This window comes from Candidatus Dormiibacterota bacterium (assembly GCA_035544955.1).
Lineage (GTDB): Bacteria > Chloroflexota > Dormibacteria > CF-121 > CF-121 > CF-13.
Window position 1 is genome coordinate 102,814 of record DASZZN010000034.1, and the last position, 23,452, is coordinate 126,265.

24 protein-coding genes are annotated in these 23,452 nt (G+C 66.7%); 12 read left to right on the top strand and 12 right to left on the bottom strand.

The features are described 5' to 3' along the window. Positions 1–40 precede the first annotated feature (40 nt). A complete protein-coding gene (locus VHK65_12990) occupies positions 41–1,189 on the top strand; it encodes a D-alanyl-D-alanine carboxypeptidase (protein HVS07060.1) in 1,149 nt (382 codons plus the stop codon). Positions 1,190–1,207: 18 nt separating this feature from the next. On the opposite strand, the gene VHK65_12995 is transcribed toward VHK65_12990, so the two are convergent. Continuing rightward, positions 1,208–2,113, bottom strand: a complete 906-nt coding sequence (locus VHK65_12995) for a PQQ-binding-like beta-propeller repeat protein (protein ID HVS07061.1) — start codon at positions 2,111–2,113, stop codon at positions 1,208–1,210. A gap of 401 nt (positions 2,114–2,514) precedes the next feature. On the opposite strand from VHK65_12995, the gene VHK65_13000 reads away from it, so the two are divergent. After that, positions 2,515–3,111: a hypothetical protein gene (locus VHK65_13000; GenBank protein HVS07062.1), complete on the top strand. Its 597-nt coding sequence runs from the start codon at positions 2,515–2,517 to the stop codon at positions 3,109–3,111. A 10-nt stretch (positions 3,112–3,121) separates the two neighbouring features. On the opposite strand, the gene VHK65_13005 is transcribed toward VHK65_13000, so the two are convergent. Further along, positions 3,122–3,367, bottom strand: coding sequence for a DUF4242 domain-containing protein (locus VHK65_13005; GenBank protein HVS07063.1), 246 nt, complete (start codon positions 3,365–3,367; stop codon positions 3,122–3,124). A 55-nt stretch (positions 3,368–3,422) separates the two neighbouring features. Here VHK65_13005 and VHK65_13010 point away from each other — a divergent pair, with 55 nt between their 5' ends. Continuing rightward, positions 3,423–5,081 carry an FAD-binding dehydrogenase gene (locus tag VHK65_13010; GenBank protein ID HVS07064.1) on the top strand — a complete coding sequence of 553 codons (1,659 nt, stop codon included), beginning with the start codon at positions 3,423–3,425 and terminating at the stop codon, positions 5,079–5,081. 20 nt (positions 5,082–5,101) lie between these two features. Here VHK65_13010 and VHK65_13015 read toward each other — a convergent pair whose 3' ends face one another. The 5 genes from VHK65_13015 to VHK65_13035 all read right to left on the bottom strand — a co-directional run bounded on the left by VHK65_13015 (position 5,102) and on the right by VHK65_13035 (position 10,105). Further along, complete coding sequence (locus tag VHK65_13015) at positions 5,102–6,547, bottom strand: dihydrolipoamide acetyltransferase family protein (protein HVS07065.1); 1,446 nt, start codon at positions 6,545–6,547, stop codon at positions 5,102–5,104. An 11-nt stretch (positions 6,548–6,558) separates the two neighbouring features. Continuing rightward, the gene (locus tag VHK65_13020) at positions 6,559–7,539 is read right to left on the bottom strand and encodes an alpha-ketoacid dehydrogenase subunit beta (protein ID HVS07066.1); all 981 of its coding nucleotides are present in this window, start codon (positions 7,537–7,539) and stop codon (positions 6,559–6,561) included. Continuing rightward, the gene (gene pdhA / locus VHK65_13025) at positions 7,539–8,555 is read right to left on the bottom strand and encodes a pyruvate dehydrogenase (acetyl-transferring) E1 component subunit alpha (protein ID HVS07067.1); all 1,017 of its coding nucleotides are present in this window, start codon (positions 8,553–8,555) and stop codon (positions 7,539–7,541) included. Before pdhA ends, VHK65_13020 begins: the two co-directional genes overlap by 1 nt. Positions 8,556–8,621: 66 nt before the next feature. After that, complete coding sequence (queF, locus tag VHK65_13030) at positions 8,622–9,026, bottom strand: preQ(1) synthase (protein HVS07068.1); 405 nt, start codon at positions 9,024–9,026, stop codon at positions 8,622–8,624. Between the two features lie 23 nt (positions 9,027–9,049). Next, entirely contained in the window at positions 9,050–10,105 is a 1,056-nt protein-coding gene (locus tag VHK65_13035) for a trypsin-like peptidase domain-containing protein (GenBank protein HVS07069.1), read from the bottom strand. Positions 10,106–10,170: 65 nt separating this feature from the next. Between VHK65_13035 and cysS the strand changes: the two genes are divergently transcribed. Further along, a complete protein-coding gene (gene cysS, locus VHK65_13040) occupies positions 10,171–11,370 on the top strand; it encodes a cysteine--tRNA ligase (protein ID HVS07070.1) in 1,200 nt (399 codons plus the stop codon). A 92-nt stretch (positions 11,371–11,462) separates the two neighbouring features. Here cysS and VHK65_13045 read toward each other — a convergent pair whose 3' ends face one another. Both VHK65_13045 and VHK65_13050 read right to left on the bottom strand, forming a co-directional pair. Beyond that, positions 11,463–11,891 (bottom strand): DUF309 domain-containing protein, encoded by a 429-nt coding sequence (locus tag VHK65_13045; protein ID HVS07071.1) that lies wholly within the window; start codon positions 11,889–11,891, stop codon positions 11,463–11,465. Continuing rightward, positions 11,888–13,108, bottom strand: coding sequence for a HAMP domain-containing sensor histidine kinase (locus VHK65_13050; protein ID HVS07072.1), 1,221 nt, complete (start codon positions 13,106–13,108; stop codon positions 11,888–11,890). Before VHK65_13050 ends, VHK65_13045 begins: the two co-directional genes overlap by 4 nt. Before the next feature lie 103 nt (positions 13,109–13,211). Here VHK65_13050 and VHK65_13055 point away from each other — a divergent pair, with 103 nt between their 5' ends. Further along, entirely contained in the window at positions 13,212–14,090 is an 879-nt protein-coding gene (locus tag VHK65_13055; protein HVS07073.1) for a PHP domain-containing protein, read from the top strand. 41 nt (positions 14,091–14,131) lie between these two features. On the opposite strand, the gene VHK65_13060 is transcribed toward VHK65_13055, so the two are convergent. Then, positions 14,132–15,562, bottom strand: a complete 1,431-nt coding sequence (locus VHK65_13060) for an alpha/beta fold hydrolase (protein ID HVS07074.1) — start codon at positions 15,560–15,562, stop codon at positions 14,132–14,134. Positions 15,563–15,707: 145 nt separating this feature from the next. On the opposite strand from VHK65_13060, the gene VHK65_13065 reads away from it, so the two are divergent. After that, complete coding sequence (locus VHK65_13065) at positions 15,708–16,706, top strand: CHAP domain-containing protein (GenBank protein ID HVS07075.1); 999 nt, start codon at positions 15,708–15,710, stop codon at positions 16,704–16,706. On the opposite strand, the gene VHK65_13070 is transcribed toward VHK65_13065, so the two are convergent. Next, a complete protein-coding gene (locus tag VHK65_13070; GenBank protein HVS07076.1) occupies positions 16,696–18,081 on the bottom strand; it encodes an amidase in 1,386 nt (461 codons plus the stop codon). The two genes, VHK65_13065 and VHK65_13070, sit on opposite strands and share 11 nt — an antisense overlap. Further along, entirely contained in the window at positions 18,068–18,229 is a 162-nt protein-coding gene (locus VHK65_13075) for a hypothetical protein (GenBank protein ID HVS07077.1), read from the bottom strand. Before VHK65_13075 ends, VHK65_13070 begins: the two co-directional genes overlap by 14 nt. A gap of 190 nt (positions 18,230–18,419) precedes the next feature. On the opposite strand from VHK65_13075, the gene VHK65_13080 reads away from it, so the two are divergent. From VHK65_13080 to VHK65_13105, 6 genes are all read left to right on the top strand, one after another. Beyond that, on the top strand, positions 18,420–19,841 hold the full coding sequence (locus VHK65_13080) for a hypothetical protein (protein HVS07078.1): 1,422 nt from the start codon (positions 18,420–18,422) through the stop codon (positions 19,839–19,841). Positions 19,842–20,068: 227 nt separating this feature from the next. Next, positions 20,069–20,260, top strand: coding sequence for a hypothetical protein (locus VHK65_13085; protein ID HVS07079.1), 192 nt, complete (start codon positions 20,069–20,071; stop codon positions 20,258–20,260). Positions 20,261–20,264: 4 nt separating this feature from the next. After that, positions 20,265–21,719, top strand: coding sequence for a molybdopterin-dependent oxidoreductase (locus VHK65_13090; GenBank protein HVS07080.1), 1,455 nt, complete (start codon positions 20,265–20,267; stop codon positions 21,717–21,719). A 117-nt stretch (positions 21,720–21,836) separates the two neighbouring features. Then, entirely contained in the window at positions 21,837–22,010 is a 174-nt protein-coding gene (locus tag VHK65_13095; protein ID HVS07081.1) for a hypothetical protein, read from the top strand. Continuing rightward, entirely contained in the window at positions 22,000–22,878 is an 879-nt protein-coding gene (locus VHK65_13100; protein ID HVS07082.1) for an FAD:protein FMN transferase, read from the top strand. Before VHK65_13095 ends, VHK65_13100 begins: the two co-directional genes overlap by 11 nt. Further along, complete coding sequence (locus VHK65_13105) at positions 22,875–23,420, top strand: hypothetical protein (GenBank protein ID HVS07083.1); 546 nt, start codon at positions 22,875–22,877, stop codon at positions 23,418–23,420. Before VHK65_13100 ends, VHK65_13105 begins: the two co-directional genes overlap by 4 nt. The last annotated feature ends 32 nt before the right edge of the window (positions 23,421–23,452 follow it).

A 23,452-nucleotide genomic window follows, 5' to 3' on the forward strand; every position in this document is an offset into this window, starting at 1 on the left:
TTCACTCGTTCGCCGTCCACTTCCGTACCTGCTCGTCCTGGTGCTGGCGGCCGCGGCCTTCCAGTACTTCCGCCCGCTGCCGGTAACCGCGGCGACCTCCGTCGTCCCAGCGCAGCTGCTCCTTGGAGCCGCGCCCGTTTTCCCCTGGCCCGCGCAGGGCAAGGCGGCCCTGTCCGTCGACGGCATCGGCGAGGTCGGGAGCTTCGGCGGACAATCGCCGGTGCCCATGGCGAGCACCGCCAAGATGATGACGGCGCTCCTCGTTCTGGAAGACCATCCGCTGGTGCTGAACGAACCCGGTCCGGCGCTCACCGTCACCCGCGCCGATGTCAACACCTTTTTCGCCGAGCGAAACCAGGGTGAGTCCGTACTTCCGGTGGTAGCGGGGGAACAACTGAGTGAGTACCAGTTACTGCAGGGGTTGCTCCTGCCTTCGGCGAGTAACTACGCCGAGATGCTGGCGGCCTGGGACCTCGGCTCCGTGCCCGCCTTTGTCGCCCAGATGAACACGCGAGCGGTGGCGCTGGGCCTGAGCGCGACCCATTACGCGGATGTCAGCGGGTTCTCGCCGTTGAGTGTCAGCATCCCGGGAGATCTGATCAAGCTTGGACAAACCGCGATGCTGCAGCCGGTTTTCGCGCAGATCGTCGCCCAATCGCAAGCGACCCTTCCCGTGGCGGGCGTCGTTCGCAATCTCGATACCCTCCTCGGCCAGGGAGGCGTCCTGGGGATCAAGACCGGGCACACCGACGAGGCCGGCGGATGCTTCGTCATGGCGGCCGACCTGACGATCGACGGCCTTTCGGTGCGGGTTTACGGCGCAGTGATGGGACAGCCTAACGCGCTGGCTGGCGCCTTCAAGGCAACCAGTGCGCTGTTGCTAGGGCTTACCCCGTCGCTGCATGCGCACTCGATCGTCAGTCGCGGCGATGTCATCGCCCGCTTCCGGACGCCATGGGACGAGGCGGGGGCGATCGTGGCGAGCCGGTCGGTCACCTGGGTGCTGCTCGATGGGACGGCCGTCTCGCGCCAGGTGAGGCTCGACGAGCTGCCGGCCTCGCTCGCCGCTGGAACGCGCGTCGGGACATTGCTCATCGATGCCGGCGCCCACAAGGCCGAGGTTCCACTGCTCCTTGCTGCGCCGATCACTGGCCCCGATGCTGGCTGGCGCCTGACGCGCGGACTCTAGTTCGGCTTACACGTCGTGCTATGCAGGATTGCCCCAGTTCGGCGGCTTCAGATCGATGCCGTCCGGAACGAACAGCAAACCATCGGTCCGCCCGCGTCGGTCGTTGACGCCGTACTGCCAGACGATCTGGTTCGTCTTTGGATCGATGACCACCACCCGGTTGCGGAAATCGTCGTTCAGCGCGATCAGCCCATTGCCGAGCTCGATCGCCAGCGATGGGTGGTCCAGCATTCCCGGGCCGGACCTGGGCGCATAACGCCAGATGGGCTGCCCCTTCGGCGTCATGATCAGGACCTGCCCAGGGCGGGAGTAGTCGACCAGCAGGATGTTCCCGTCCGGGAGCATCTGCGCGTCCGAGGGATAGCGGATGCCCGGCACCCGCGTCGTCCAGTAAACCGTGCCGTCCCAGCCGACCTCGCTCACCCAGGAGCCGAGGATCTCGGTGATCAGGACGTGCCCGTTGGCCAGCGGCGTGTCGCCATTCGGCAAGCCAAAACTCTTCGGCGGATTGTGGGCGCAGTAGCCCGTCCGACCGAGCTGGGTCTTGATGGCTTTCGTGTCGTGAGCGATGAGGATCAGGCGGCAGTTGCGGATGTCGGCTACCCCGACGTTGCCGTCGGGCCACATGTAGGCGTCGTCCGGACCATTGAGATAGCCTTTGGCCGAGCCGAAACGCTCCGACACGCCGTACTGCCATACGATCCGGTGAGTCGCATAATCGACCAGCACGATCGCGTGCGACTCCTCCTCGTTGATGACGATCGATTTCCCGTCGGGTGCGTAGAACGCGTCGTCCGGCCAACGGAATCGCTGACCGGGCTGCAGGTCACCGGGTCGCGGAAACTCCCAGACGATCTTGCGGTCGGGCGTCACCTCGATCACACGGTTGTTCGCCCGGTCGGCGATCAGCAGGTTGGCGGGCATGGCGCCTGGCGCTGCGGTCGGCGTGGCTGCGGGCGTTGTTACAGGGAGGGGCGACGGCGGTGGAAGCTCTTCACCCAGCTGGGCGGACTTCTGCGGCGCCGCGGTCGGCGGTGACCCGGAACAGGCGGCCATCGCAAGGAGTGCTATCCCGATCAGCGGCAGCGCAGTTATCAGTCTTTTAGGAAATGCCGGCTGCACGCTGCCGAAGTATAGGCAATAGCGATTCGCCTCAAGAACGCCGTTCTTTGTTACTGTGAAAACGAGGGCTGGATCATGGGATTCACGAGCAAGCCTGTCAGGGTCATCGAAATACCGGAACCGATCTCTGAGCCGCTGCTTGCGCCTGAGCGCGAGCCGCAGCGGACGGAGAGGGAAGAAGAGGTTCCGGCGACAACTCCGGCATGATCCCCGCCGTCGGCTATCGCTTCTGGCGCGTGGACCCCGACGATGCCTGGACCCGTGGCCGCCTCCAATCGCCGGTCGCCGAGACGCTCTGGCCGCCCCTTGATCGGCTCGACGCGGAATGTCAAACCCGTCCTGGCCTGCGCCTCGCCCGCGCTGGACTGCACCGGCACGACGAGGAGCGGATGTCGCCGGAGCCGGCGTGTAGCTGCGGCATCTACGCCTATCACGACATCGCGCCGATGACCCGGGCGCTGCGCGAAGAGCCTTACATGTTCGGAGGGGCCGTGCTGTGCTGGGGGAGGATCGTGATCCACCCCGAGGGCATGCGCGCGCAGCATGCCCGCCCTCTGGCGCTCTGCCGCCCAGAAAGCCCGGGCGTCCAGCAACGGACGGCGCGCTTGCTCCGAGAGGTTACGAGAGAGTACGCGATCCCCCTGCTCGAGCTCCGCGACCTGGTGGCGTACGCGAGCGAGTTCGGCGCCAGCTACAAGCCGGAGGCGATTCCTCCGTCACGGCGCGGACTGGACCGCGTACGAGACGCGTTGTCCTGGCGTCAGATCCGCCGCCGCCTGGGCAAAGCCTTCGGCGGCTAGAGACCTGGGCCTACTGGCCCTCGCTGACCTCGTAAAGCTCATTCGCGGGATGCCCGGCCTTCTTGTGCACGGCCGCGACGGCCTCCTTGTTCGGCCCTTTCGCGAGGCAGAAGACCTTTCCAGCCTTGGAGTCGAGCCAGTAGCGCACGTACTCGACGCCGGTACCCTTTTGCGCATCGACATCCTTCTGATGGGCTTCGGCGAGCTGCTGCGGAGTCACGTGCATCCCATCGTGTACGTCCATGAATGTCGGCACGAATCTACCTCCTGTTCCCTTCAAGCTGTCGTCAGTGGCCCTTATGGTAGCGGCAATGCCTGACCCCGCCGATGTCATCGTCGTCGGCGGGGGCCTTGCCGGCCTGGTGGCAACGGCCGAGCTGGCCGACGCCGGTCGCCGAGTCATCCTCCTCGAGCAGGAACCGGCGCCTTGGCTGGGCGCGCAGGCCTTCTGGTCCTTCGGCGGGCTCTTCCTCGTCGACTCGCCGGAGCAGCGCCGGCTGCGGGTTCACGACTCGCACGAGCGGGCCCTGAAGGACTGGATGGTGACGGCCGGGTTCGATCGGCCGGAAGACCGGTGGCCCAGGAAGTGGGCCGAGGCCTACATCGCGTTCGCAGCCGGCGAGAAACGATCGTGGCTGCGCTCGCAGGGCATTCGGTTCTTCCCCATCGTCGGCTGGGCCGAGCGAGGCGGCTCGCTGGCCGGGGGTCCGGGGAATTCGGTGCCGCGGTTTCATGTGACCTGGGGCACCGGCCCCGGCGTCGTGGCGCCCTTCGAGCGGCGTGTGCGCGAGGCGGCGTCGCGCGGCCTCGTCAGGTTGCTATTCCGGCATCGAGTCGACGCGCTGACGGTCAGCGGCGGCGCCGTTGATGGCGTGCATGGGGCGATCCTTGAGCCGAGCGCGGTGGACCGAGGACGGCCCAGCTCGCGTGTCGCGATCGGGGAATTCGAGCTCCGCGGGCAAGCGGTGATCGTGACCTCGGGCGGGCTCGGCGGGAACCACGACCTGGTCCGAAAGAACTGGCCGGCCCGGCTTGGTCAACCGCCACAGCAGATGCTCAGTGGCGTGCCGGCCCATGTCGACGGCCGCATGCTGGCCATTACGGCATCCGCCGGCGGGACGGTGATCAACCGCGATCGCATGTGGCACTACGTGGAGGGGATCCAGAATTGGAACCCGATCTGGCCTCACCACGGCATCCGGATCCTGCCCGGACCCTCGTCCATGTGGTTCGACGCCGCTGGGAATCGTTTGCCCGCGCCGCTGTTTCCCGGTTTCGATACGCTCGGCACGCTCGAGTACTTGAGGAAGACCGGCTTCGACTACTCCTGGTTCGTGCTGACGCAGGGAATCATCAAGCGCGAGTTCGCGCTGTCCGGGTCGGAACAGAATCCCGACCTGACGAACAAGGACATCGGCCTGCTCTTGCGGCGGGTGATCTCGAAGTCTGGCCCGGCGCCGGTCGAAGCCTTCAAGGAACGCGGCGCCGACTTCGTGGTCGCCACCAACGTCGACGATCTGGTGCGCGGCATGAACGCCCTGACGGACGAGCCGCGCTTGGATCTCGGCAAGGTGGAAAGCGAAATCGCGGCCCGCGACCGGGAGATCCCCAACGGAATGACCCACGACGCGCAGATCCTCGCGATTCGCGCCGCGCGACGCTACCTCGGCGACCGGCTGATTCGCGTCGCGACGCCGCATCGGATCCTTGATCCATCGGCGGGCCCACTGATCGCCGTCCGGCTGCGGATCCTGACGCGCAAAACGCTGGGCGGCCTTCAGACCGATCTGTCCGGGCGCGTCCTGCGATCCGACGGAACGCCCCTGCCAGGCCTCTATGCCGCGGGCGAGATCGCCGGCTTCGGGGGAGGAGGGATGCACGGATATCGATCACTGGAAGGCACCTTCCTCGGCGGCTGCCTGTTCTCGGGTCGCACTGCCGGCCGCGCCGTCGCGGCCGCGCTCCGTTAGCTGGTCGGCGGCTGGCGCGGCTAGAGGACCAGAGCCATCGGGCTCTGCAGCAGGCGCTTGACCTCCTGCAGGAACTGCGCGGCGGTCACGCCGTAGAAGACGCGGTGGTCCACGGAGAGGGTGACCCGCATCCGCTTGCCGGCGACGACCTGGCCGTCCTTCACGACGGCCTTGTCCTCGATCGCGCCGATCGCGAGGATGCCCGAGTCGGGCGGGTTGATGATCGCGGTGAACTGGTCGACGTCGTACATCCCGAGGTTGGAGATGCTGAAGGTGTTGCCGATGTAGTCCTGCGCCGACGCCTTGTTGCTGCGAGCGCGTTCGATCAGCTGCTTGGACTCGCTGGCGATGTCTTTGAGCGACTTCTGGTCGGCGTTGCGCAGCACCGGCACGATCAGGCGATCCGGAAGACCGACCGCGATCCCGATGTTGATGTCGCGCTTGCGCTCGATCCGGCCCTCGGCCCATGAGGCGTTGACCTCGGGGAACTTTGTCAGCGCCAGTGCGACAGCCTTGACCACCAGGTCGTTGAGACTGATCGCCTCCGACTTGTCGACCGCCTCGTTGAACATCTGGCGTAGCCGGACGGCGTCATCCATCGCGATCTCCGACGTCACGTAGAAATGGGGCGCCGAGAGCGCACTCTGGGCGAGACGCGTCGCGACGGTCGTTTGCAGCTTGGAGAGCTCGACGATCTCGACCTCGCCGGTGGGACGCGCCGTCGCTTGCCGCGCTTCGCGCGAGGGGGCGACGGCGGCGGGCGCGGCCGCCCGCGGTTGCGTCTTCTGCTGGGCCGCGGCCTCGACGTCCTCTTTTTGGATCCGCCCACCCGGGCCGGACCCCTGGACGCGGCGCAGGTCGACGCCGAGTTCTTCGGCGAGGCGACGGGCGACGGGGGAGACGCGCTGCCGCTCGCCGTTTTCTTGCTCCGCCGGGCGCCGGATGACATCCAGCGCTGCCTGCGCGGCCGCACCGACTTCGGTTCGGTCGTCCGGCCCGCCGTGCGGATACTGTTCCCCGCCGGCATCGGCGGCGGTCGGGGCGGTGGCGGCCACGGCTTTCTCGGCCTGCGCGACGTGCGCCTCAGCCTTGGTGGCTTGTGGTTTCGGGGCGTCGGCGGACACCGGCCTCGCGTCTTGCTTGGGCCCGGCCGCCTCCGCCTGGCCTTCTGGCGTCGCGGGCGTCTCGCCTTTCGGGGCGGCCGGCTGTTCCGCTTTCGATACGGGCTCGGCGGCGCCCCCGATCTCGGCGATCACTGCGCCAATCGGCGCGCTCTCGCCTTCCTGGACAACGATCTTGCTCAGCTTGCCGGAAGCGTAGGCCTCCACCTCGATGTTGGCCTTGTCGCTCTCGATCTCGACCAGCGGCTCGCCCTTTTTGACCTCCTCGCCTTCCTTCTTCAGCCAGTGCAGGATCTTGCCGGTCTCCATCGAGTCGGACAGACGCGGCATCTGGACGTTCGCCATCAGCGTCTAGCCTAGTTCTTGCCGAGCAGTGCTTTGGCGGTCACGATCACGTCGGCTTTACCGGGGAACACGATTTTCTCCAGCTTCTTGTTGTAGGGGGCTGGGACCTCGGCCGCGCCGATGCGGGCCACCGGGGCATCCAGGTAATCGAAGGCCTCTTCGTAGACTCGGGAGGCGATCTCCGCGCCGACGCCGTACGAGCGCCAGCCCTCTTCGACGGTGATCAGCCGGCTCGTCTTCTTGACCGACTCGATCACGGGCGCCATGTCCAGCGGCCGCAGCGCCCGCATGTCGACGATCTCGGCGCTGATGCCCTCTTTTTCCAGTTCGGCAGCGGCGTCCATGGCCACGATCAGCATGCGCGAGTGGGCGCAGATCGTGATGTGCTCGCCCGGCCGCTTGACTTCGTTCTTGTCCAGCGGCACCAGGTGCTCGCCGTCGGGGACCTCGCCCTTGACGGCATAGGTGCCCTCGTTCTCGATGAACATGACGGGGTTGTCGTCCCGGATCGCGGACTTCAGCATGCCCTTGGCATCGGCCGGCGTGCCGGGTGCGACGACCTTCAGGCCGGGAACGTGCGCGAACCAGTTCTCGTGGCTATGGGAGTGTTGTGCCCCGAGCTGGTGGCCGCCGCCACCCGGGGTGCGGATCACCAACGGGACCTTCGTCCCGCCGCCGAACATATAGCGGATGTGCGCCGCCGCGTTGACCACCTGGTCCATAGCGACCATGATGAAGTTGACCGTCATCATCTCCGCGACCGGGCGAAGTCCTGACATCGCCGCCCCGATGGCGGTGCCGATGATGATCTCCTCGGCGATCGGCGTGTCGAGCACGCGCTTCTCGCCGAATTCCTTCATCAAGCCTCGCGTGACCTTGAATGATCCGTCGTAGAGGCCGATGTCCTCGCCCAGGAGGAACACCGACGCATCGCGCTTCATCTCCTCTCGGAGCGCCTGGTTGAGGGCGTCGCGCATGGCAAGGACGGCCATCAGCTCGCCACCTCGTCGGCGTAGACGTTGCGATAGAGGTCTTTCGGGTCCGGGTCCGGACTCTCGTCCGCGAACTTGACCGCGTCCTCGACCTGGGCGGTGACCTCCTCATCGATCTGCTGGATCTCGTCGTCGGTGAGCATCTTCTCCTTCTTCATATGCTCGCCGAGGCTGAGGATCGCGTCGCGGGTCTGCCATTCCTTGATCTCGTCCTTACCGCGGTAGGTGTCCGGGTCCGACATCGAGTGGCCGCGGTAGCGATAGGTGACACACTCGAGCAGGCTGGGCTCGTGATGCTCGCGCGCCTGGGCGACCAGCTGGTCGCTGATGCGTCGCACGGCCAGCACGTCCATGCCGTCGACGCGTTCGCCGGTCATGTCGTAGGCGCACGCCTTCTTCCAGATCTCGGTGACGGCCGAGGCGCGGCTCACCGCGGTGCCCATGCCATAGAGGTTGTTCACGCAGACGAAGACGATCGGCAGATGCCACAGCTTGGCCACGTTTAGCGCCTCGTGAAAGGCACCGATGTTGGTGGCGCCGTCGCCGAAAATGCTCATCACCACCTCGTTGGTGCCCTGGTAATTGATCGCATAGCCGCTGCCGCAGGCGATCGGGAGGGCCTGGCCGACGATGGCATAACCGCCATAGAAGCGGTGCTCCTGGCTGAAGAGGTGCATCGACCCGCCGCGGCCGTGCGAGGTGCCGGTTTCCTTGCCGAAGAGCTCGGCCATCACCGCCCTGGCGTCGATCCCCTTGGCGAGGGCGTGGCCGTGCTCGCGGTAGGTGCTGTAGACGTAATCCTTGGGCTGCAGCGCCGAGATGGTACCGACGATGGTCGCCTCCTCGCCGATGTTGAGGTGGCAGAAACCGCCGATCTTGGCCGCCTGGTACATCTCGGCGGTCTTCTCCTCGAAGCGCCGGATCAGCAGCATCTCACGGTAGAGCTTGAGCAGGGTGTCCTTGTCGGAGAGCACGGTTTTCGTCCGGCCTTCCGTCGCTCGCTGCTCAACTTTCATGGATGGCTCCTGGAATGTGGTCCGCGATCAGTGCAAAATCCTATCTATTGTAACTATCAATGATTTCTATGGCTGGGCCCGGCTGGCACCGTTCGGTGAGTACCCCGTCTGGGTGTGGCGCGCGGTCACCACGGTCTTGATGTTGCCCCGGACGTTGAAGTCACCGACCACCTCCATGAACCGCGGATCGAGCAGGGCGAGGAGGTCATCGAGGATTCGATTCACGGCTGCCTCGTGGAAGATCTCCTGGTCGCGAAATTTGTTGATGTAGAGCTTCAGCGACTTGAGCTCGACCAGCTTCTGGTCGGGGATGTAGCGGATCCGGATGGTGGCGAAATCCGGGAAGCCGGAATCGGGTGCCAGGCAGGTGAACTCGGGGATCGTGAAGTCGATCTCATAATCGCGGTCCGGCGTGTCGTTGGGGACCGCCTCGAGCCGCGATTCGGCGATCATCCTGGCGCCGTACGTCATCGGCTAATGCTAGCGGGAGGCCTTCAGGGAGTGACGGTAAAGGCGGTGCGTGAGCTGGTGCTGCTGCCATCGCCGTTCGTGAGCTGGATCACGTAGTCCTGGACGACACGGCCCGCCGGCACCTTGACAGTCAGGGTGGACGGGTTGGCAAGGGTAGCCGCCAGGCCATCGAAGGCGCCGTTGGGGCTGGCGAGGGGAACGAAGTGGACACCCAGCATGGCGCCGCCGATGAAGCCGCTGCCGGCGATGGTGATGACGGTGTCCTGCGCCGCCGACGCGCGCGTGGGGGTGACCGATTGAATGCTGAGTCCACCGGTAGGCGAGCTGGTGCTGTCGCTGCCGCGCAACACCAGCGTACCGGGGATCGGCGCCAGGGGCATCGCGGTGCCGGCCTGACCATGCCACTGCGCGATGTCGCTCGAGGAGAGGTTGATGGGAAGGGCTCTGCCCGTGGCCGTCAGGATGCCGATCACCTTGCCGCCCGGCCCGACCACCGGCCCGCCGAGGTCTCCCGGCAGGTCGTCCACGCGCAGCATCAGCTGGGTCGCGCTGCGCTGGGTCACCACCGCCGGCGTCGACGGCCGCAGGTTAGCGACCTTGGGACTGGCCAGCAGTACGACCGGGTCATCCAGCTGGAGGATCGCCGGGTCGCCAAAAGGCAATGGCGTGCCCTCGTTGGTCGCCCGGATCTCCGCCAGACCGAGCGTGGTATCGATCCCGATCACACGCACGGAATGGGTTCCGCCGGTGTTGTCGATCAGCCGGAGGCTCGGACTGCCGTCGATGAGGCTGGCCGCGGTCAGGAAGTCGCCCTGCGTGTCGATGAGGAACGCCGTGCCAAAGCTGTGGTCGTTGACGATTGTCATGACTCCCGCGAGATCCCGTTCGAGTTCGTCCGGTAGCAGGACTGAGGCCGGCGGCGCCGTCGGGGTCGGGGTCGGGGCCGGGGCCGGCGTCGCCGCCGGTTGGGCCAGGCGCTGCGCGACCGTCGGGACCAGGACCGCCAGTCCCGCCACGACGAGCGTGATGACGAGCGCTGTCAGGAGTTGCTCCTTCGGGATGCGCGGAATACGGTCCACAGTCCTTCAACGGAGCAGGGGAGGGCTTTCTTGGGAGCCTTTCCCTTTCATATACATTCATGACGATGCGGCTGCGGAACACCGAAACGAACGCAGTCCAGCCGCTCGAGCGTCGTCCCCAACCGGTGGGGATCTATGTCTGCGGCATCACCCCCTATGACACGACCCACCTGGGTCATGCCTTCACCTATGTCGTGTTCGACGTGCTCGTGCGGGTGCTGCGTGCTGCCGGTCAACCGGTCCGTTACGTGCAGAACGTGACCGATGTTGACGATGACATCATCCGGCGGGCGCGCGAGCTCGGCACCACCTGGGACCACCTCGCCGACAAGGAAACCGCGCTCTACGAGGATGACATGGCAGCGCTCAACGTGCTGGCCCCCGACGTGTTCCCCAGAGCCAGCCGGACGATCCCCAAGATCATCGCGCTGATCGTCAGGCTCCAAGCGCAGGGCCATGCCTATCAGCGCGACGGCAACGTCTATTTCCGCGTGGGGAGTGTCGCCGACTACGGCCGACTGAGCCGGCTGAGTCGTGAGGAGATGATCACGCTCTCCGCCCAGCGCGGCGCGGATCCGAATGACCCCCGGAAGCAGGACCCGCTCGATTTCATCCTCTGGCAGGCCAGCGCGCCGGACGAGCCGCGCTGGGAAAGCCCCTGGGGCGTCGGCCGCCCGGGCTGGCACATCGAGTGCTCGGCGATGGCCCTGGAGTATTTGGGTAAACAGGTCGACGTCCACGGCGGCGGCGCTGACCTGATCTATCCACATCACGAAAGCGAGATCGCGCAGTCGGAATCCGCGACCGGGGTCCGGCCCTTCGCCCGTATCTGGGTGCACGTCGGCATGCTCCGCTACCAGCGGGAGAAGATGAGCAAATCGCTTGGCAACCTCGTCCTGATCCGTGACCTGCTGAAGCGCTACGACGCCGATAGCATCCGGGTCCTGTTGCTGCGCCACCACTACCGTGAGCCGTGGGAATACACCGCAGGCCAGCTCGAGGACGCGGCCGTCTGGACCACACGCTTGCGTGCGATGGCCGGTCGCGCAGGCAGCGGAAGTGGCGAGACCGCGCTGGCGGTGCGTAGCGCTCTGGAGGACGACCTGGACACGCCCGGCGCTCTGCATGCGTTGGAAGAAGCGGTGGGCCGCGGTGATGCCGGCTGGCGCGCCGCCGCCGATCTACTCGGGCTGCGGCTGGGCGTTGCCGCCGCCGAGGGGATGGAAATGAAAAAGGCGCTCGGGTGGCGAGCGCCTTTCTCTTGATGGGGGGAGGGAGCTTCTCGACGTCCTGCCATCTAATACGCATTCGAACAGCCGGCTATTCGTAACGTTGTCACGGCGGCGTGACGCCGGACTTACGTGGGGTCGATGATGCGATGGACGCGCGGTAACTGTGGTGGCGGGAAGGCGGGCATGTCATCAGGCCCGCGCGCTTCCAGCTGCGTGCGGAGTGCGGTTGTTTCGCGAACCAGCCGCTCGACATCGATCGTCATGCACGCCGGCCGGTACGGCTCCAGCTTGGCCAGCCCGTGGCCGAGCTTGGCGACCGCGCCGCGCCAATTGCCACGCCGCCAGTGATAGAAGCCAACCCCGAGCTGCAAGATGCCCTGATAGAGGTAGCGCACCGCGTCCGCCTCATGGATCCAGATGCCCTCCAGCGTCTCGTGCTGCTCGAAGAACTCCTGCCGGTTGAACTCCTCGATGCCCAGCAGCAGCGCATCGGGTGGCACGTCGTCGCAGCGCGCGGTGCGGTGCGGCGTGCTCTTCTTGACGTGCGCCTTCACGCCGAACTCTGGCCGGCCGAGGCTCGCACGGTGTCGCCGTCCGGCGACGCCGCCGGCAGCTCGAGATAGAAGGTTGTGCCTTTGCCTTCCAGGCTGTTCGCCCAGGCTCGGCCCCCATGGGCCTCGGCCACGCGCCGGAGCAAGTAGAGGCCGAGTCCCTCGCCACGCGCCGGTTGCTCCTCGGCAAGCGGGCTGAACAGCTCCGCCAGCCGGTCCGCCGACATTCCCGGGCCGTCGTCCTTGACGATGAGCTGACAGCGATCGCGGGTCGGCTGTCGGAGGCGAAGCTGGACGACGGTGGCGCTACGCGCGTGCCTGAAGACGTTGTGGAGCATCTCGTCGAGCGCCGCCTCGAGCAGTGTGGCGTCGCCCCAGACGTCCGCCGTGGCGTCGAGCTGGAGCCGCAGCTCCATACCCGCGCCCGCCATCCGTTCCCGGATGCGCTGCGCCGCGGCCTGGGCGACCCCGTCGAGCGAGACGCGCACGGTGAAGGCCAGCTCGAGCGGCAGGCGTGAGAGGAGCAGGACCTGGTCCGCGATCCGCATCAGCGTTTCCGACTGTTGGGCCAGGCGAGCCGCCACCACGGACATCTGGTCGGCGGGGATCTCGTTGTTGTTCAACATGTCGGCGTAGCCCCGCAGGATCGCCAGCGGCTCCTTGACTTCGTGTGAGGCCAGGCGCATCGCGGATACCGGGGTCCGGGACTGGCCGTTGACCGGCGTTGATCCGGGTTGGAGTCGGGGTGCGAGCAAGCCGGCCACCACGAGCAGCAAGTCCTGGTCTTCCGCTGTGAACACGCGGGCGCCCTTGCCCAGGACGGCCAGCGTGCCGCTCACCTCACCGGCCGCGTTGCGCAACGTGGTTCCGAGGTAGCTGATGACGCCGAATTGCTGCCGCATCGCCAGCCGCTTGAAGGGCTGCCGTTTGGCGGCGTCGCGAACGTTGATCACGCCACTGTCGCTCTCCTCCTCGGCGGCGCCGAACGTATCCTCCATTGGCAGGCGCGTTCCCGGCTCGATCGGGGTCCCGCCCTCGACCTGGGCCGCGATGATCTCCAGCATCTCGCCGTCGATCTTGCCCAGATACGCCGCCCGAGCGTCGAGACCCTCGACGAGGCAGCCAAGCGCGGAGTCGATGACGTCGCGGACGGGTTTATCGAGATTGGCGACCACCAGGCGGCGGACAAGGCTGAGGGGTGGTTGGCGGTCAGGACTCATGAAGGGGCGCCCACGGTTATAACATGCCCGGCCCCGCTGATCTCCGTCTCCCGTTTGCGGGGCAGAGTCCGGGTGGGGGAATACCACATAGAATGGGCGACCATTGGCAGAGGTATCCAACGGGCGGGCGAACCTGCACCTGCACACAATCTTCAGCGACGGCGAGCTCCCACCTGCGGAGGTCGTGGCGGCCCACGCCGCCGCGGGCTTCGCGGTCATCGCCTTGACCGACCATGACACGCTGGCGGAGATCGACGCCTTGGGCGGCCTGGAGGGGCACGGCCTGCGGATGATCTCGGGCGTCGAGCTCTCGATCGAAGATGAACCGGGCCGTGGCCTGGTCGACATCCACGTGCTCGGCTATGGCTTTGCCCTGAACAACCGGCGGCTGCGCAACCGCCTGCATCAAGCCAGCGAGGCCCGCGAGGCGCAGAAACGGGAAACGGTCGACCGGCTGGCCAAGGCGGGTTATCAGGTGACATGGGAGGCGGTGCGCGCCGGCGCCCGCGGCAACGTCGGAAAGCCGCACATCGTCGCCGCCATCGAGACGGCGCAGCCGGGCGTATCGCGCGAAGCGCTGTACGCCGCGATGGGGCCGGGTGGGGCGGCGCATGTTCCGCGCTCCATAGAGATGTCGCTGGGTGAGGCGGTGGACATGGTGACGGCTGCCGGCGGCGTCACGGTCCTGGCTCATCCAGGCGTCTACCATCACGTCCCCGACCTGCAGGTGTTGTTTCGGACCTGCGCGGTCGCGGGGGTGCTGGGGCTGGAGGTCACGTACCCACAGGCGCCCGATGATCCCTACGGGCCGAAGAGTGCGACGTTGATGGATCGCTTCCAGGAGGTCGCGTCCTCGTACGGTTGGGTAGCCACCGGCGGCGATGACTTCCACGGGCCACGGGTCACCCCACTGATCCGGTTGGCCGCCTGGACCGCGACGCCGGCGGCTCGCGTCGACGAGTTGCTCGCCCGCCGCAGTTAGCGGCTTAGCGGTCTTCAGGCCGGCGCTGCTCAGTCTCTGTGTTAGCGCGTCGTCAAGAAACGCGTGATGGCTTCTGCCACGGCATCGGGCCGGTCGAGTGGGAGGAAGTGGCCACCAGGGTCGATGATTTCAACCGTGCTCTCCCGCAGCTTGTGCTTGAGGGTCTCGGCCCAGGCCGGCTCGAGGAACTTATCGTTCGCACCCCAGAGGATCAATGTCGGCGTTTCGATTTCGTCGATGTGCTTCGAGCGGCTGGTGAGGTCGCGATTGTTCAGCGCGCGGGCCGCGCGCAGATAGGCACGGCGGCCGCCGAGATCCTGGAAGGGCCGCGTCCATTCGTCGACGAGTTCATCGGTGACCCGGCCTGGCGTGACCATCCCGGCTTCCAGGCCTTTGCGCAGTCCATTGCGAAGGTCGATGTTGACCATGATCTGATCCCACGCCGGTTCCTTCAGCCGCGCGATGTCAGCGACCGGCCAGTTGTTGTCGACGACGCTGTCGATCAAGATCAGGCGGGCGACCCGTTGCGGTTCGTCGACGGCAATGAGTTGGGCCACACCGCCACCGATGTCGTGGCCGGCGACCGCGGCCTGGTGCACGCCGAGCGTTTCCATGAAGGCCACCACGTAGCGCGCTTGCGCCGCGATCGAAAGATCGACATCCAGGCGTTTGTCTGAGTCGCCGTAGCCGAGGAGGTCGGGCGCCAGCACCTCGAAGGTTGAGGATAGCGGCTCGATGACATCGCGCCAGAGATACGAGGAGCTGGGAATCCCGTGCAGCAAGACGAGTGGTGGACCGTGCCCACTCCGCAGGTACGCGATGTCGCCGGCAAAAGTCCGGATCTTCCGTTTGCTCTGGGCGAGTGGCGCCATCCTGATGGGCTCGGTGGTCATCGACGGCGACACCGTCGGTGTCGGCGGCGTCCGCTCCAGTGGGGACGGCGGAGCGGCAAAGTGCGCGGGTTCAGCAGTTGGGGGCGCCATCTCCGGTGGCGGCGCCTGGAAAGGAGGCTGCGGCGCGGGTTGCGCCGTTCGCCGTTGCAGGATGACGTTGGTCGAGCTGGCGCGCGCGATCAGCTGATTCTGCGGATCCAGGATCTCCGCCTCCGCCACGGCGATCCGCTGCCCGCGATGCACGACCCGGCCAATCGACCGAAGCATGCCGGACTCAGCGGTGACGGCCTTGATGAAATTGACGTGCAGCTCGGCCGTCGTGAAGTTCTCCCCGGGCAGGAGCGTGCTGAAGACGGCGAACCCCATCGCGCTGTCCGCGAGCGAGGTGAGCGCGCCGCCATGAACGATGTTGTTCGGATTGTAGAGCTCGCTGGCTGCCGGCATCTCGAAGGTCGCGCTGCCTTCGGACAGAGCGGTAAAACGCATGCCGAGCAGGCGGACGTAGGGTGGAGCAGGCGCACCGCCACGCAATGCGGCTTCGAGCAGTTCGCGACCGGACATGTCTGCCGGCTCGGACATGGCCGCATTGTAAGACGCATTTGGACGCAGCGGCCAATTCGTTTGGTTACGGTGCCCCCGTGACGGGCGTGTGACGAGCGTGTGATAGCTCGTCGCGCCGATGCAAGCCATCGTTGCTCGCGCAGTTTGTCCTGTGTAGGCCGCAGTGGAGCGGCCAGTAAGGAAGGCGAAAGGGGGACTTCGTCTGAAGTACGCTGCGCCGCGCTTCGCAACACACTCCGCCGTGCTGCTCATGGCCGCCGCGATGCCCTGGGTGGTCTTCCATGTGCCGGTCGGCGCGTCGCCGGCACTGGCCGGGGGCACGGTCCCAGGCACCGCCTTGGCGCAAGCGCCCTTCGGCCGCGCGGTCGATGGCATCGGCTGGTCGATGAGTGGCTCGCTGGTCATCCCGGCGCTGCCCGCCACGCCGCCTGGTGAGAAGCACCGCGAGATCATTCATTACCAGGCGGTTGACGGCGATACGCTGCGGGCGCTCGCATCGAAGTACAGCCTGTCGGTCAATACGCTGCTCTGGTCGAACCCCAAGCTCATCGATCACCTCAGTGCGGGCCAGGACGTGGTGATCCCGCCGGTCGACGGGGTGCTCGTCAAGGTCAGTGCGAGTGACACCATCGCGTCGCTGGCGCAGAAGTATCGTGCCGAGACCGATGCGATCATTCAGTTCAACCTGCTGCGCCATCCGGAGACGTTGCCGGTGGACGACTACCTGATGGTGCCGTACGGGGTCGGCCCGGAACCAGCATCGGTTCCGCAGCCCAACCCTCAGACTGTCAGCGCCGGAAAACATTCCTGGTACGTCACGCCGGTCTACTCCGCCGGTGGGGCCAGCTATCCCTTCGGGCAGTGCACCTGGTACGTCAACACCCGTCGGCCCGCACCGTGGGGCGGCAATGCCTGGCAATGGTTTGGACGTGCGCGCGCCTATGGACGGCCGGAAGGTCCGACCCCGCGTGTGGGCGCCATCATGGTCACCTGGGAGTCACCCTACTGGGGCCACGTCGCCTACGTCGAGCAGGTCTACGCCGATGCGAGCTGGCTCGTCTCAGAGATGAACTACGCCAGCCCGAACGGCGGCGGCTGGGGCCGGGTCAGCTACCGGCACGTGATTCCGGGCACGATTCCGCTCATCGGCTTCATCTACTAGAGCCCAATTCCCCTCCCACTTTGGGGAGGGTGGGGGCATCCTGTTCAATGAGCCGGCCAACCGCCAGCACGCGCGCGTCCTGATGCAATGGCCCGACGACCTGGACGCCGATGGGAAGGCCGGCGGCCGCGCCAAAGGGAACCGATAGCGCCGGGAGACCGGTCAGGTTGAAGGGCGCCGTGAGACGCACCAGCGCCCCGTCGACGGGCTCCTCGCCCGACCGCCAGCGCACGCTTCGCTCGCCGACGACCGGCGCGGTGATCGGCGTCGTGGGCAGCAGCACGACATCGACGGCATCGAAGACGCGCCCCATCGCTGCCCGAATCCGGGCACGCATCCGCTGCGCCAGCACGTAATCGGCGCCGCCGACGAGGGCCCCCAGTTGCAGGCGCGTCCGGACGTCGGGCCCGTACGCGCGCGGCCGGCTCCGGATCCAGCGGGCGTGGACCGCGCTCGCCTCAGCGCGGAGGGTGACCAACTGCGTCGCGACGGTCCATTCCATCTCCGGAATCTGCACGTCGCGAACCCGCAGACCCCGCCGGCGCAAGGCCGCTGCCGCCGCGTCGACCTGGCGGGACACCGCTGGCTGGACGTTGCGGACGATCGGCCCGCGCAGAACGCCAACCCGTAGACCCCGGGTCCGCACGCGCCGCGACCCCTGCCCGGCGTCCCCGCCCGACAGCACGTCGAGCAGCACGCCGGCATCGTCGACCGTGCGGGTCAGTGGACCGGCATGGTCGAGCGACCACCCCAGGGGGAATGTCCCGCCCAACGGGATGGCCCCGAACGTGGGCTTGAGGCCGACGCAGCCGCAGAGGGAAGCCGGGATGCGGATCGAGCCGCCGGTGTCTGAGCCGAGGGCGCCCGCGCAGAGGCCGGCCACCACGGCGATCGCCGAACCGCCGCTCGAACCGCCCGGGCTGCGGCGGGGATCGTGGGGATTGCGGGCAACGCCCCACCAGGGATTGGCGGTGGTGACGCCGTAGGCGAACTCGTGGAGATTGGTTTTCCCAAAGATGATGGCGCCGGCCGCCCGAAGCCGGGTCACGGCGTCGGCATCCCTGGTTGGGACCCAGTCCCGGAGGATCCGCGAACCGGCGGTGGTTCTCAGGGCCCGCGTCTGGAACAGGTCCTTCACGGCGATCGGCACGCCGAGGAGCGCTCCGGCCTCGCCGTGCACCAGTCGCCGCTGAGCCCGCTGCGCCTCCCGCCGGGCTCGCTCGTCGGGGTGGGTGATGTAGGCGCGCAAGCCCGCGGCCGCCTCGATACGGCGGGTAAACGCGTCCATCAATTCGACCGGCGACACCTGCCGCCGCCGCAGCCAGCGGGCGATTTGGACAAGCGGTGCTGAGGTCAGCGGTTCAACCGGCGCCATCGGCTTCCTCGGGCGCCACCGACGCCCTCAGTTGTTCGACCAGCGCCAGGTACCGCTTCCACGCCGGCAGCAGTGCCGCCACGTCGGCGTCGCTTAGCCGAAGCCCCGCGGCCCGCCCGGCGGCTGCCAGCCGGTCCCTCTCCGTCACCGGCACAGTATGCAATCCGTGACGGCGGGCCGGTGATCGGTTCCATCACCACTTGCGAGTGCGAAATGGTTTGACAAGAGCGATTGGTCCGCCCTATCCTGCGACTGCCGCCAACCGGCTCTTGGGGAGGCGTTGGATGGCGGTGGCGCTGCCGTTCATCCAATTTTCATTGCTGAGGAGCCCGAAAACAATGCTGCTTGTGGAAGTCCGCCGCCTCGATATCGCCCCCAACACAGACCAGTTCTGGACCATCGTTTCCCGCATCAACGGCCCTGAGTTCATGGGCGTTCTCTACCGGGCGCGCGAGGCGATCTTCGACAGCGCCGGGATCAGCTTCACCATCGACCTCCTGAACAAGTTTCTGCAGTTCGACGTGACCAAGAGCTGGTCGTCGGCCGACGAGGGAGAGCTCTTCATGGGACAGGCGCCGGTGGTCGGCTGGTTGCGTGTCCGCCGTCCGGGCTCCGCCACCTTGCGCGAGCTGCGCTCGGACGACGTGCATTTCATGGAGCTCGAGCACGCCGCCAAGCCGGCCTTCATCGAAGTCGGCGTCGCTTACCGTGCCGGCACCGAGAAGGTCCGCACCGACTTCCTCAAGCGAGTTCGGACGGCAGCCCAGGAAGCCCTCGGCCAGGAAGTGGGCACCCCCTCCTCGTGGCCGGTCCTCGCTCCCGTCGGCAGCCACAATTTCGACGCGATCCGCAAGTCCCGCCAGTCGATCAACGAGGTCAGTGCCGAAGAGAACGCGGCGATGGCCGCCTTCACCACACCAGAGATTCGCGCCCTGATTCGGGACCTGGAGCGGGTCGGCTCGCTCACCGTGTCAGACCTACCCAAGGTCCTGGGCGAAGCCCAGGGAACCGCTGTCGCCGGCCGTCTGGGCGAGCTGCGCAGTCTCGGCCTGATCCAGTCGGAGTACGTGATCGTCTGCTCCCGCACCGGCAATGCCGTGCTGCGCACCGATGACCCCAACAAGCTGCAGAAAATGGCGCCGGACTGGATGAAGTGCGCCTGCGGCCGTCCGCTCAACGAGGAGCGGGTCGACCAGGTCATCATGCCGACCGATCGCGCCACCGCACTCAACGACAAGGGCCGCTGGATGACAACGCTGGCGACGGCCATCCTCCCCAAGCTGGGCATCAGCCGTGAGCAGATCATCATCGATGCCAGCCCGGTCGGAACGGACATCGTGCTCGATTTGAGCGGCGACCTCGTCCTCGTGGTGCTCAAAGATCGCGAGTTCAACCTGGCGGACGCCTATGCCTTCAACGCCAAGGTGTCCCGCATCAAGGCTGCCGAGGGATTGATCGTGAGCAACGAAGGTCTCTCCGGCGATGCGAAGAAGCTCGTCCAGGAAGAGCTCGGTCCGCAGCGTGCGCGGATCACCGACCCCTTCCGGATCTCTTTTGTGGAAGGCGTCCAGGGTCTCGAGCACGAGCTCGGCCGCGTCGTGGAGCGTCGCCGCCGGCAGTACTTCCTACGGGCGCTTGGCGACCTCGCCACCATCCAGGGACTGAATATTGGTCAGCTGGCGCTGGCCAAGGTCGAAGCCGGCGGCCGCGCCGGCAAAGAGGGCGTTATTACACCCGAGGCAGTCGCTGCCGAGGCTTAGTTACACAGCGACTTAAGCGCGCCGGTGCGCCGTCCAGCGCGGCTCCGCCGCGCCGCCCTTTCGGGCGTATAGCGCCGGCGCCGTATGCCGCTCGTGCGAGCACACGAGCGCACGTTCTTACGCGCGAGTGCGCCGCGAGCGGCTGGACGGCACCATGGCGCGGTTAGTGCCCGTGCTAACTGAATTCAGGAGAGGAAAAGTGCAACGCGGTCGCGTACTGTATTTGTATGCGTATCGGTAGTCTGATTCTCGGCCTGATTGCCATCTTGGCTGGCGGTGTCTGGATTCTGCAGGGTTCGGGCGTGCTGCCCGGCAGTTTCATGACTGGCCAGCGGATGTGGCTCATCATCGGCATCATCGTCGCCATCGTCGGATTGGCGCTGGCCTATAACGGGATCCGCAGGCCCGCCAGGCCGTAGTCGCTTGGAGCGGCACGGCTCGCTAGCGGGCGCTGGCGCGCGTCGCCCGCTGTTCGTCGGCCTCATCGCCGGCACGCTGGCGCTCGGGACCGACTACCTGGCGCACGCCTTGTTCGGTGTGCCCCTGCTTCCGGAGCAAGCCGGCTATATCCTGCTCAAGCTGCTGCCCCTGTCGACCTTCGAGAACTTGCTCAAGACGCTCGGCGTTCTCGCGCGGCCCCTCTTGCTCGTGGGCGCCACGGTCGTGATCATCGCCGCCTACGGCGCGGCGGCCGCGGTGATCGCGCGGTTCTTTTCGCGCGGCTACGTCCTGATCCTCGCAGGCCTGGCGGCATTGATCTGCGCGATTGTTGCGATCGTGGCCGTCTCACCGAGCGATTCACCAATCGGCTCGGTGGTCGAAGTGGTGCTGCTGGCCGGAATGGTCCCCTTGGTCGATCGCGCTCTCCTCGGGCTAACCCCGCCTGGCCCGCTGGACGAAGATCGCCGAGTCTTGCTCCGCAACCTCTTTTATGGTGCGGTCGGCATCGCCGTGCTGGGCATCGGCTACGCGAACGTCCGCCGCTTCGCCACGGCGCTGGCGATGAAGGAGGGCAGCCGTGCACCCAGCGAGGTGACCGCCGTGAGTGATTTCTACGTCGTCTCCAAGAATCTCGCGGGCGACCCGGTGGTCAATGCCTCCAGCTGGCGCCTCGACCTGCCAGGCCGAGCGCTGACCTATGACGAGTTGCTCGCGCTGCCGTCGCACGAGCTCGAGCTGACGCTGGAGTGCATCAGTAACGAGGTCGGCGGCACGCTGATCAGCAACGGCATCTGGAAGGGGCCCCGCGTGAGCGACGTGCTGGCGCTTGCCTCGTCACAGGCGAACGCGACCTGGATGCTGACGGAAAGTGCGGATGGCTATACGGAGAGCTTTCAGCTGCGTGACCTGACGTCCGATCATCTGCTCGCCACCCATCTCAACGGCGCCCCCTTGACCTCGATGCACGGCTTCCCGGCGCGCTTCATCTTTCCCGGCCGCTACGGGATGAAGCAGCCCAAGTGGGTGACGCGCATCCGTTTCGCCGCCAGCGACCAACCCGGTTACTGGGAGAACAACGGCTGGGACGAGCGAGCGATCGTCAAGACGATGTCTCGCATCGACCGTCCCGCGGATGGTGCGGCCCTGCCGGCAGGGTCGGTCCAGTTCGCCGGTGTCGCCTTTGCCGGCGACCGCCGGGTCAATGCCGTCGAGCTGAGCTGGGACGGCGGACGCACCTGGCAGCCTTGCGAGCTACAGGCCGAGTTCTCTCCGTATGCCTGGCGCTTCTGGCAACTCAGCACCAGCATCGCCGCGGGACATTACAACGTAAAAGTGCGGGCCCGCGACGGTGAGGGAACATTACAAACGTCGAAGTCGGCGGGAACGCTGCCCAACGGTGCCGACGGCTATCACAACATCACGCTCGATCTCGCCTAGCGTTCTCAGACGCTTCTCAGGAGGCCTTCAGCTTCCGGCCACTCGCGCCCCTCTACCGTAAGGTCGAGGTCGCCGGAAACCATGAGGCAACGCGTTGTATCTGGCAGGGAGAGGAATATGTCCTCGAACGCGACGCTGAGGTGGGCGTCGGTGCTGGGCACGCTGTTGCTGGCCCTGCTCTCCGGCGGCGTGGTCGCCACCTCGCCCAAACCTGCTGAGGCGCCGCTGCACCCATCGGTCACCGTGCTGCCCAGCGATGCCACCGTCCACAGTGAAAGCCATGTCTCCTGAACTCACGACCCGCCATTTCGACGCGCTCGGCTCCACCTGCGAGCTGTTGAGTGTCGACAGCGGGCAGGCAGCCCTCGAACGTTGCGAGCAACGGATCCGCGATGCGGAGGCCCGCTTCACGCGGTTCCTCCGTGACAGCGAGCTGGCCGGGCTGAATGCCAGCGACGGCCGCTATGTCCCGGTGAGCCAGGAAATGTTTGCCATGCTGCAAGCCGCCCTCTGGGCATTCGAGGAAAGCGAGGGACTCGTCAACGCTGCGGTCCTTCCGGCGCTCGCCGCTGCCGGATACGACCGGCCTTTCCGGCAGGGCCTGATGGAGCCGCCTGTCCTTTACCCGACGCAGCTGCCGCCACTTCCGGAGGTGCTCATCCTGGATCAGGCCACGCGCTCGGCGGCGCTCGCCCCCGGCGCGGCGCTCGACCTGGGCGGCATAGCCAAAGGCGCGCTGGCCGACATCCTCATTGATGAGCTCGGTGATAACGCCGTCTGCAACCTGGGCGGCGATCTCCGCATGCGGGGCGCCGGTCCCGAAGGCGATGGCTGGCACATCGGCCTCTGCGACGGATCGCTCGTCGCCATTCGCGACGGCGGCGTCTGCACCAGCGGGACGAGCAAGCGTCGCTGGGGACACTCGATGCATCACCTGATCGACCCGCGGACCGGAATACCGGCCAAAACGGACCTGGCGGAAGTCTCGGTGGTGACGGACACCGCCTTGCGTGGCGAGGTCTATGCGAAGAGTGCCGTTCTCCTGGGTACTGCGCAGGGCATCGCCTTTCTCGAGGCTCGCGGCGTGCACTACGCGGCGGTGCCGGCGGAGGGGGCAGGGGACGGTGCCGGGCCGAGCGCGCTACCGGCTGCGGCGTGACCGGTGACCAGCTCCTCTGGTTGACGTCGCGCGCAGCGGCGCTCACCGCCTTCTTCGTGCTCGCCGCCGCGCTGATCACCGGCCAGGCATTGCGCAGCGCCATGTTCGAGGGAGCCATGCGCAATCGTGACCTCTCGAACCTGCACCGATTCCTCACCGTCTGCTGGGTGCCGCTAGTCGGCCTGCACGTGCTGGCGATGACGCTTGATGCGGTGGCTCGCATCAGCGTGATCGACCTGGTGATCCCGTTTCGTGTGTCGTACGCCGCCCTGCCCATCGGCCTGGGCACGATCGGGTTCGACCTTCTGCTCGTCGTCGCGGTGACCAGCTACCTGCGGAAGCATATCGATCCGCTGGCCTGGCGTTGGCTACACCGGCTCTCCTATCTGATGTTTGGAGTGTTTGCGCTGCACGCCCTGCTGGGCGGGACGGATTTCGCGCGCCCTCTCGTGCTCGCCCCTGCCGCCGGGGTGGTGGCGTTCGTCGTCATCGTCAGCCTTGCCCGGCTCGCCTTCGGTCGCATGGAAAGCACGCCTCGCTAACTGCCTCGGACATACGCGTGGCGCTAAACGCT